Source organism: Streptomyces sp. IBSBF 2435 (assembly GCF_036815005.1).
Classification (GTDB): domain Bacteria; phylum Actinomycetota; class Actinomycetes; order Streptomycetales; family Streptomycetaceae; genus Actinacidiphila.
This window is the reverse complement of record NZ_JAJSYW010000015.1, coordinates 35354-45735: the sequence shown is the minus strand read 5'-3', so window position 1 is coordinate 45735 and position 10382 is coordinate 35354. Positions and strand designations below refer to the sequence as shown.

The 10382-nt window shown below is 73.3% G+C and carries 2 protein-coding genes; both read left to right on the top strand.

Features of this window, described 5'->3' with window-relative positions; genetic code table 11:
• Nucleotides 1–215: 215 nt before the first annotated feature.
• Nucleotides 216–2855, top strand: a complete 2640-nt coding sequence (locus V7E46_RS05200) for an SDR family NAD(P)-dependent oxidoreductase (protein WP_443053989.1) — start codon at nucleotides 216–218, stop codon at nucleotides 2853–2855.
• A 103-nt stretch (nucleotides 2856–2958) separates the two neighbouring features.
• Nucleotides 2959–10368 carry a beta-ketoacyl synthase N-terminal-like domain-containing protein gene (locus tag V7E46_RS05195; RefSeq protein WP_333767295.1) on the top strand — a complete coding sequence of 2470 codons (7410 nt, stop codon included), beginning with the start codon at nucleotides 2959–2961 and terminating at the stop codon, nucleotides 10366–10368.
• Nucleotides 10369–10382 lie beyond the last annotated feature (14 nt).

The following is a 10382-nucleotide window of genomic DNA, read 5'->3' as shown; positions in this document are numbered from 1 at the left end:
TCTCGGTGGAGTCCTCTGCGGGTCCTGAGGCGCTGGCCGAACTGCGCACCCTGCGTGACATCGTGGAGTTTGTTGCTGTGCCGGGTGCGGGTGGTGCGGCGGGTTCGGTGTCTGTCGCGGTTCCTGTTGCTGTGGTTGCGTCGGGTGTGGACGCGGGTGCGGTGGAGTCGGCGTTGTTGGGTGTGGTGGCGGAGAAGACGGGTTATCCGGCGGAGATGCTTGAGCTGGATATGGATGTCGAGGCGGATTTGGGGATCGACTCGATCAAGCGGGTCGAGATCATGGGCGTGTTGCAGCAGCGGTTCTCGGTGGAGTCCTCTGCGGGTCCTGAGGCGCTGGCCGAACTGCGCACCCTGCGCGACATCGTGGCGTTCGTGGCAGGGACGGACGCCTCCGCCACCACCCCGTCAGGCACACCCGCCGCCCCCGCGGCCGCCTCCTCCACCGCCTCTGCCGAGCCGCGCGGCCGGATAGGCCGGGCACAGGCTGCCCTGACCACCCTGCCCGAGCCGGACCGGCTCGTCGGCGCCTACCCGCAGGGCTCGGGCGCACTGCTTGTCGACAGCGGCGGCGACCTCACCCCGATACTCGCCGAGCGCCTGGCGGAGCAGGGCTGGAAGGTGCACGTCCTGCGGCTGCCCGGTGTCCCCGAGCGGGCGTCGGGCGTCCAGGACCACGCGCTCACCGGCTGGGGCGTCACCGAACTGTCCGTCCGCGTCGAGGAGGCGCTCGCCGACCGGATCAGCCTGGTGCTAGACCTCACCACCGCCCCCGGCGGCGACTGGACCGAAGGGGTGCGCCGCCTCGGGCACTCGCTGCTGCTGGCCAAGCACGTCGTCGAGCCGCTGACCGAGGCCGCCGCGTTCGGCAGGGCCGCCTTCGTGGCCGTCACCCGGCTCGACGGCGCCTTCGGACTGCACGGTGTGGCAGCGGATTCGACACCCGCCGGCGGTGTGGCCGGGCTCGTCAAGACCCTCGCGGTGGAGGCCCCCGAGCTGTTCTGCCGCGCGGTCGACCTCGCCCCCGCCCTCGCTCCCGCCGCTGCCGCAACCAAGGTGCTCGAAGAGGTGCACGCGGCCGGCACCGAGCCGGTTCAGGTGGGCCGCGACGGCACCCGGCGGGTCGGCCTCACGCTGGCCGACCGGCCGCTGGCCGCGCCGGGCCGGGCGACCGCGTCACTCGGTTCCGACGACCTGCTGGTGGTCACCGGCGGCGGGCGTGGCATCACCGCCGCCTGCGTCGCCGAGCTGGCCCGGCAGCACCGTCCGGGGCTGCTGCTGCTCGGCCGTACTCCGCTCGGCGAGGAGCCGGCGTGGGCCCGGGGCGTGGCGGACGCCGGCCTGAAGGCCGCCGCCGCGGGCGAGTTGAAGGCGGGCGGCGAGAAGCCCACCCCGAAGCGGGTCGAGCAGCTGTACCGCACCGTGGTGGGCATCCGCGAGATCGCAGCCACGCTGGAGGAGGTGCGGGCCGCCGGCAGCGAGGCGGAGTACCTCGCGGTCGACATCACCGACCAGGCCGCCACCGCCGCCGCGCTGGCGCCCTACCGGGAGCGGATCACCGGCCTGGTGCACGGCGCCGGGGTGCTCGCCGACCAGCTCATCGCCAACAAGAAGGCGTCCGAGATCGAGCGGGTCTTCGCGCCGAAGCTGTCCGGGCTGCGCTCGGTCGTCGCCGCGCTGCCCGAGGACGCGCTGCGCCACCTGGTGCTCTTCTCCTCGGTGGCCGGGTTCTTCGGCAACCGGGGCCAGTCCGACTACGCGATGGCCAACGAGGTGCTCAACGCCTGGGCGTCCGCCTGGAAGCAGAGCCATCCGCAGGCCAGGGTCACCTCGCTGAACTGGGGCGCCTGGGACAGCGGCATGGTCTCCCCGGAGATCAAGGCGGTCTTCGAGCAGCGCGGCATCACCCTGATCCCGGTGGAGACCGGCACCCGGATGTTCGCCGAGCAGTTCTCCGCGGAGCACGCCGACGACGTGGTGACCGTGCTCGGCCCGACCACCCCGCTCTCCGAGCGGGAGGCGGTCGTGCTCGCCTCCGACGTCACCGTCGAGCGCGACCTGGCGGGCCTGGCGGGCGACCCGATCGTCACCGACCACGTGATCGGCGCGGACCCGGTGCTCCCGGCGGCTGTGGCGCTCGGCTGGGCGATCGGCGCGGTCGAGCGGGTCGGCGGCGTCCCGGTCGCCCAGGTGCGGGACTTCGCGGTGCACAAGGGGATCGTCTTCGACGGTACGCAGCCCGAGACCGTACGCCTGGTACTGAGCCCGGCGGGCGACGCGGTACGGGTGGCGATCCGTTCCACCGGCGCGGACGGCAGCCTGCGGCCGCACTACGCGGCCGTGGTCGACGCCAAGGCCGAGCCGGCCGAGGCCGCGCTGGCCGGGCTGCCCGCGCTGGGCGGGGGACAGGACGCCGCCGGGTTCTACGCCGACGGCACCCTCTTCCACGGGCCGTCGCTGCGCGGGGTGCGCCGGGTGCTGAGCGAGGCGCGGGACCGGCTGGTCCTGGAGTGCTCGCTGCCAGAACACCGGCCGGCCGGCGGCGCCTTCGGCGGCTTCCGCTACGCACCCGGCACCTCCGACCTGCTGCTCCAGGCAGGGCTGGTCTGGGTGAAGCTCTTCCACGGCACCGCCGGACTGCCGCTCGCGGTGGGCCGGGCCGACCTGTACCGCCGGCTGCCGGACGGAGAGCCGTTCCTGATCGTGGTGGAGCCCGCCGCAGGCAGCAACGGCAACAGCAGCGCGGCCTCCCTCACCATCACCGCCTGCGCCCCCGACGGGCTGGTCCTGGCCCGCTTCGACGCGGTCTCGGTGGTCTCCGCCCCGCAGCTCGCGGCCAAGTTCGCGGCCAGCTGACCGCCCGCATCCGACGGACACGCCTGACCCGGTCGGTCCGGCCGGCGCCCCGATCACGCCTGCCGGCCGGACCGACTGACCCCAGAAGGGACACCCAGTTCCGATGAGCAAGTACGCCATCGTCGGCCTCTCCTGCCTGCTGCCGGGAGCGGAGACCCCCGCCCAGTTCTGGCAGAACCTCCGTTCCGGCACGGACAGCCGCAAGGACGGAGGCGAGGAGGTCTTCGGCCCCGCCCCCGAGGCCGGGGACGCCGATCCGCAGCACGGCATCTACTGCAGTCGGGGCGGCTTCGTCAGCGGCTTCGACTTCGACCCGACCGGCTACCTCCTCGACCCCGGCCACCTCGCCCGCCTCGACCGGATCTTCCACTGGTCGCTGCACGTCTCCAGGGAGGCGCTGCGGGACGCCGGCCACGCGGATCGGCCCGGGACGCTGGCTCGTACCGGGTTGATCCTCGGCAACTACTCTTTCCCCACACCGACTTCCGCGCAGGTCAGCGTACCCCTGGCCCAGGAGGCGGTGCTGGAGGGCCTGCGCAGGGCCGGGCTGCCCGAGCTGGCCGCGCTGCGGCCGGGCGCGCTCGTCGACCCGAACCGCCTGACCACGGAGGATCTGCGGGTCAGCGGCTCCCCGGCCAGCCTCACCGCCACCGCGCTGGGCCTGGGAGGTCCCCGCTACGCCCTGGACGCCGCCTGCTCCTCCGCGCTGTACGCGCTCAAGCTGGCCTGTGACCACCTCGCGGCCGGCCAGGCAGACCTGGTGCTGGCCGGTGGTGTCTGCGCCCCTGACCCGACGCTGATTCACCTGTCCTTCTCCGACCTGCGGGCCTATCCGCGTGACGGCTTCAGCCAGCCCTTCGACGACCGGTCAGGCGGCATCCTCACCGGGCAGGGCGCGGGCATGCTCGCGGTACGGCGGCTCGCCGACGCCGAGCGCGACGGCGACCGGATCTACGCCGTCGTCGACGGCATCGGCCTGTCCAACGACGGCAGCGGTCGCCACCTGCTGGTCCCGCAGAGCAGCGGCCAACTCGACTCGTACGAACTGGCCTACGCCGGTTCCGGGGTCGACCCGGCCGCCATCGACTACGTGGAGTGCCACGCCACCGGTACCCCGATCGGCGACTCGACCGAGGCCGAGTCGGTGGCCGCGTTCTTCGGCGCGCACGGGAAGGTGCCGCTGATCGGCTCGGTCAAGGGCAACATCGGGCACCTTCTCACCGTCGCCGGGCTGAGCAGCATGCTCAAGGTGGTGCTGGCCATGGCGAACGGGCACATCCCGCCGACCATCGGCGTGGACCGGCCGGTGGCCTCCAAGGACGGCCGGGTGGGCGACGGTGTGCTGGTCAGGAACGGCCGCCCCTGGCCGCAGGGCGACGGGCCGCGCCGCGCGGCGGTCTCCGCCTTCGGGTTCGGCGGCACCAACGCGCACGTGCTGCTCTCGGAGCCGGCCGCCGCCCACAGCCCCGGCGCCGCCGAAGGACCGGGCAGCGCCGGCGGTGCCACCACCGGGACCGCCGCCGTGCTGCCCGCGCTCGACGTGGTCGGACTCGGCGCGCACTTCGGCTCGTTCGACAGCGTGGACGCGTTCGAGCGGGCCGTGCACGCGGGCACCGACGCGATCGTCCCGCTGCCCGAACGCCGCTGGCGCGGTCTGGAGCAGACCCTCGGCGGCTCGCTGGAACAGGTCGCCGGCGTCGGGCCGCAGGATCTGCCGCACGGTGCCTTCGTGGACGGGGTCGGCATCGACCCCATGGACCACAAGATCCCGCCGGCCGACCTGCGCACGTACAACCTCCAGCACGCGCTGGCCACCAAGGTCGCCGACGAGGCGCTGCACGACGCCGGCTTCAGCCGGGTCGTGCCCGAGGGCCGCAGTGCACCCGAGCCGCGCCGGATCGCGGTGGTGGTGGCGATGGAGATGGAGCCGTACACCCACGCGCGGCTGACCCGTTACGGCCTCGGCGGCTTCCTGCGCGAGCAGTTCGCGCAGGCCGACATAGAACTGACCGAGGAGCAGCGGGCCGTGCTCACCGCGGTCGGGCGGGACGCGGTCGTCGACCCGATCGTCGCCAACGAAGTCCTCAGCTACATCGGCAACGTGATGGCCAGCCGGATCTCGTCGCTGTGGAATCTGACCGGACCGTCGTTCACCGTCTCCTCCGACGGGTCGGGCACCGCCGAGGCGCTGGAAGTCGCCCGGCTGCTGCTGCTCGACCCCGGCATCGAAGCGGTGCTCGTCGGCGCGGTGGACCTGGCGGGTTCGGCGGAGAACCTGCTGCTGCGGCCTGACGTCGTCGCGGCGGCCGGACTGACCTTCGGCGAGGGCAGCCGGGGACGCCGGATCGGCGAGGGCGCGGGCGCCGTCGTGGTCACCCGGCCCGGCGAGAGCTCCGGCACGGTCTACGCGCGGCTGGAGTCGATCGCAGTGCGGCACGCGGCCCCGGTCGACGGAGCCCTGCCGGAGGCCGACGCCGAACCGCTGGCGGCTGCGGCCACCGCCGCGCTCGCCGAGGCCGGGATCACCGCCGGTGACATCGGCTACCTGGAGGCCCACGCGGGCGGCACCGAGGTCCAGGACCGGGCTGAACTCGCCGCACTGGCCCGGGTGTACCCCGCCGGCGGCAGCGTCGCACTCGGCAGTGCCAAGGCGCAGATCGGCGACGCCGGCTGCGCCGCGGCCATGGCCGGGCTGATCCGCACCGCGCTCTGCCTGCACCATGGCTACCTGCCGGGCACCACCGGCTGGAACCGCCCGGCGCAGGACCTCGGCGCCGACTTCGCCGCCTCCGCGCTCTACGTGCCGCCGACGTCCCGGCCCTGGCTGCGCCCGGCCAGGGGCGCCCGCCGGTACGCGGCGCTCGACCTGATCGGCGGCGGCGGGGCACACGGACACGCGGTGCTCTCCGCCGACCCCACCCGCGGCTCGGTCGCGCCGACCGACTGGCAGCGAGCCGGCGGCCCCCTGCTGCTGCCGCTCGCCGCGGACACCGCCGACGAGTTGCTCGCCTCGGTCGAGCGGCACCGCGACCTGCTGGCCGGTGGCGCCGACCCGTACGGACTTGCGCGTACGGCGGCCGGCGCCCTGGCCGGGAAGCGGCTGCGGGTGGTGCTGGTCGGCAAGGACGACGCCGAGCTGCAGGCACAGGCGCGGCTCGCGGCCGGCGACCTGCCCGGCGCGCTCGCCCGCGGGGACGAGTGGGCCACCCCGGCCGGGTCCTTCTGCACGCCCCGGCCGATCGGCCGGGGCGGCAAGGTCGCCCTGGTCTACCCCGGCGCTTTCAACACCTACCCAGGACTCGGCCAGGACTTCTTCCGCGCCTTTCCCGGCCTGCTCGACCGCTTCGAGGCACAGGCCGACGAACCCGCCCGGCTCTTCCGCGCCGAGCAGCTCTACCCGCGCACCCAGGTCGCCCCCGAGCGGCGCGACCTGATGCAGCTGGAGACCCGGCTCAGCGAGGACATCCCGTTCATGCTCGCCACCGGCACCAGTTTCGCCATCCTCTACACCGACCTGGTCCGAGAGGTGCTGGGCGTCACCGCGCACGGCGGCCTCGGCTACAGCCTCGGCGAGAGCAGCATGCTCTTCGCCACCGGAGGCTGGCAGCCGGCCGGCCGGCGGGACGACCTGATCAGCGGCACCCCGATCTTCCGGGACCGGCTGTGCGGCCCGCGCCGTACCGTGCGCGAGCTGTGGCAACTGCACGACGCCACACCGGACAAGGACGTCTGGTCCACCTTCGTGCTGCTCTCCGCCGAGCAGCCGGTCCGCGACGCGCTGACCCGCCACGACCGCGTGCACCTCACGCACGTCAACACCCCCGGTGAGCTGGTGATCGCCGGCGACCCGGCCCAGTGTGCGGCGCTGATCGCCGAGTTGAAGTGCCCCGCGGCGCGCTCGCCGGTCAACGTGGTGATGCACAACCCGGTGGTGGACGCCGAACTCGACGGCCTCGCCGGGCTCAACGACTACCCCACCGGGTCGATCGGTGACCTGGAACTTTTCAGCGCCTACGACTACGAGGCGATCGCGGACCTGGACCGGGAGCGGGTCTCCCGCCGGATCGCCCACACGCTGCGCTCGACGATCGACTTCCCGCGGCTGGTCCGCACCGCCTACGACCGGGGCTTCCGCTACTTTCTGGAGGTCGGTCCCAGCGCCACCTGCTCACGGTGGATCCGCGACACGCTCGGTGACGCGCCACACGTCGCCGCGCCGGTGGACCGGCGCGGCGTGTCGGCCACGAAGTCCCTCGCGCAGATGATCGCCCGGCTGGTCGGCCACGGCCTGCCGGTGGACCTGACGGCGCTGCTCGGGCCGGGCGCGGGCCCGGACCGCGGCGCCGCCCGCCGCGCCGGCGCCACCCGGTTCCGGGTGGGCGGCAGCGACCCGATGCCTTCCCGGATCGCCCGCGGGGTGGCTGCGGCAGCGTCCGCCGCCGCCCCCAGCACGTCCGGTGCCCCCGGCGCCGCCGCCGGCCCGCGGTCGGCGCAGCTCCCGCCCAGCGTTCCCGTCCTGTCCGCACCGCCGGAGGAGCCAGCACTCATGCCTGCTGATCCGACCCTCGCCGACCCGGAGGTCATCGCCTTCGACGGTGATCCGATCACGTTTTTGCCGTGGGCGCCCCCGGCGCCGGCCGGGCCGTCGCCGAACGCTGCCGCCACCGGGGGCGGCCACGCCGACGCCCCGGTGCCCGCTCTCGTCCGGGCGGTCCATGGCGCGCAGGCCGCGCCCGCACCCCCTCCGGCCGCCGCGCAGGCCGCAGCCCCGGCCGCCCGGCCCACCCTGGCTGCCGCGACGCCCGCGGCCGGCCTGATCCGCGAGCTGCGCGAGCAGATGCTCGCCTCTCACACGGTGGTCATGGAGACCCAACGGGTGCTCCAGTCCGCGATGTTGGACCGGGCCGAGGCGCAGCTCGAACCGGCCGCCGCCTCCGTGCCGGCCCGGGCCGCCGGGCCGCAGCACGCCGCACCGCAGGCGGTGGCACCCGTGCCCGCCCGACTGTCGCTGGCCGCCGCGGTGCCCGCGGCGGCCTCTCCTCCCGCCGTGACCGCCCCCGCCGTGACCGCCCCCGCGTCCGCGTCCGCTGTCGCGGCGTCCACCGCGACGCAGGCTCGGCCGGGCGTGATCTGGGACGAGGCCGACCTGCTCGAGTTCGCCACCGGCTCCGTCGCCAAGGTCTTCGGCCCCGAGTTCGAGGTCATCGACTCCTACGCCAAACGGGTGCGGCTGCCCGCTCAGCCGTACCACTTCGTCACCCGCGTCACCGCGCTCAAGGGCACGACCGGCGTCTTCGAACCCGCCACCATCACCACCGAGTACGACGTGCCGGAAGACGCCTGGTACGCCGTCGACGGGGGTGTGCCGCCGGCCGTCACGGTCGAGGCCGGGCAGTGCGACCTGCTGCTCGTCAGCTACCTCGGCATCGACTTCCGGAACAAGGGGGAGCGGGTCTACCGGCTGCTCGACAGCTCGCTGATCTTCCACGGCGGCCTGCCGCGCACCGGCCAGACGCTGCGCTACGACATCTCCATCGACCGTTTCGTCCACCAGGGCGCCACCACTATCTTCTTCTTCAGCTACCTCTGCTACGCCGACGGCGAGCTGATACTCGAACTCAAGGACGCCTGCGCCGGGTTCTTCAGCCAACAGGAGCTGGACACCCCGCTCGGCGTGGTGATCACCGCCAAGGAGCAGGCCGCGCGGGCGGCGCTGGTCAAGGGGTACTTCAAGCCGCTCGCCGCCACGGACAAGAACCGTCTGACCGCCGCCGACCTGGAGGTGCTTGCCCAGGGCCGGCCCGGCGACGTCTTCGGGCCGCACCACGCGCAGGCCCCGGGCATCAACCCGGCGCTGCGGCTGCCCGACGAGCGGCTGCGGATGGTCGATGACGTCACCATCGACCGCACCGGCGGCCCGCGCGGCCTGGGCAAGCTGGTCGCGACGAAGCAACTCCGGCCGGACGCGTGGTACTTCGCCTGCCACTTCCCGGACGACCCGGTGCTCGCCGGCTCGCTCGTGGCCGAGGGCGCCGTTCAGCTGTTGCAGATCTACCTGCTGCACCAGGGCATGCACCTGACCCTGCCGGACGCCCGCTTCCAGACCATGACCGACCTGCGGATCGACGTCCAGGTACGTGGCCAGATCACCCCCGCGCACCGCGAGATCCGCTACGAGGTCGAGGTGATGGAGCTGACCCTGCTGCCGCGCGCCTCAGTGGTCGCCGACATCCTCGTCTACCTCGGCGACAAGCCGGTGATCCGGATGCGCAACCTCGGCCTCCAGGTGCGTGAGAAGGAAGGCACCCCCTATCGCCCCGAGGCCGGCGGTTTCCCCGCCTTCCTCGGCCGCACCAACCGCGACGGCGAGCCCGCGATGATCAACGAGATGCACCTCGCGCACGCCGCGAAGGGCGACCTCGGCATCGCGATGGGCCCGGAGTTCGACATCTACCGCACCAGCCGGGCGCCGTACATCCCCAACGGGGACTTCCAGTTCGTCGACCGGGTGATGTCGCTCGACGGCAAGCGCGGCGACCTCAGCCCCGGCTCGGTGATGGTCTGCGAGTACGACTCGCCCGCCGACGCCTGGTACTACCGGCAGAACTCCTCGCCGTACATGCCGAACTGCGTGTATATGGAGTCGTCCCTGCAGGCGGCCATCTTCCTCGGCTACTACCTCGGGGCCACGCTCAACAAGCCCGACGAGCAGTACGCGATCCGCAACCTGGACGGACGCGCCACCCTGGTCAAGGACATCGACCTGCGCGGCAGGACCATCCGGCACACCTCCAAGCTGCTGATGACCAGCGCCGTCTCCGGCGCGGTACTCCAGAACTTCAGCTACGAACTGTCCGCGGACGGCGAGGTGTTCTACACCGGCGAGTCCCTCTTCGGCTACTTCAGTGCCGCCGCGCTGGCCAACCAGGCCGGCCTGGACAGCGGTCGGTTCGTACCGCCGTGGATCGAGCAGGAGCAGGTCGCCGAGGACCGGATCCGGCGGATCGAACTGCCCGCCGGCGCACCGGCCTTCACCGACCCCGCCGGCGGTGAGCTGCACCTGCCCGGCGACAACTTCGCTCTGGTGGACCGGGTCGAACTGGTAGCCGACGGTGGTCGGCACGGCGCCGGCTACGTACACGGTTACCGCTACGTCCGCCCCGACGAGTGGTACTTCGACTGCCACTTCCACCGCGATCCGGTGATGCCCGGCTCGCTCGGCGTGGAGGCGGTGCTCCAGGCGCTGCGGCTGTTCGTCATCGAGACCGGGCTCGCCGAGGGCACGGCACAGCCCCGCTTCGCGATGGCCGAGGGGGTCGAGATGTCCTGGAAGTACCGCGGCCAGATTCTGCGCAACGACGGCGAGATGCAGTTCGACGCGCACATCAAGGAGGTGCGCCGCGAGGCTGACCGGCTGCTGGTGATCGCCGACGCCGACCTGTGGAAGCCGGGCCTGCGCATCTACGAACTCGTCGACGTGGCCATCGAGGTCCGGTCCGCGGCCGGCGCCTGACCGCCCCGCCCGTA

What these genes read in the sequence shown, in the direction of transcription:
- V7E46_RS05200 (WP_443053989.1), top strand. Translation starts at nt 216, where the DNA reads ATGCTTGAGCTGGATATGGATGTCGAGGCGGATTTGGGGATCGACTCG.
- V7E46_RS05195 (WP_333767295.1), top strand. Translation starts at nt 2,959, where the DNA reads ATGAGCAAGTACGCCATCGTCGGCCTCTCCTGCCTGCTGCCGGGAGCG.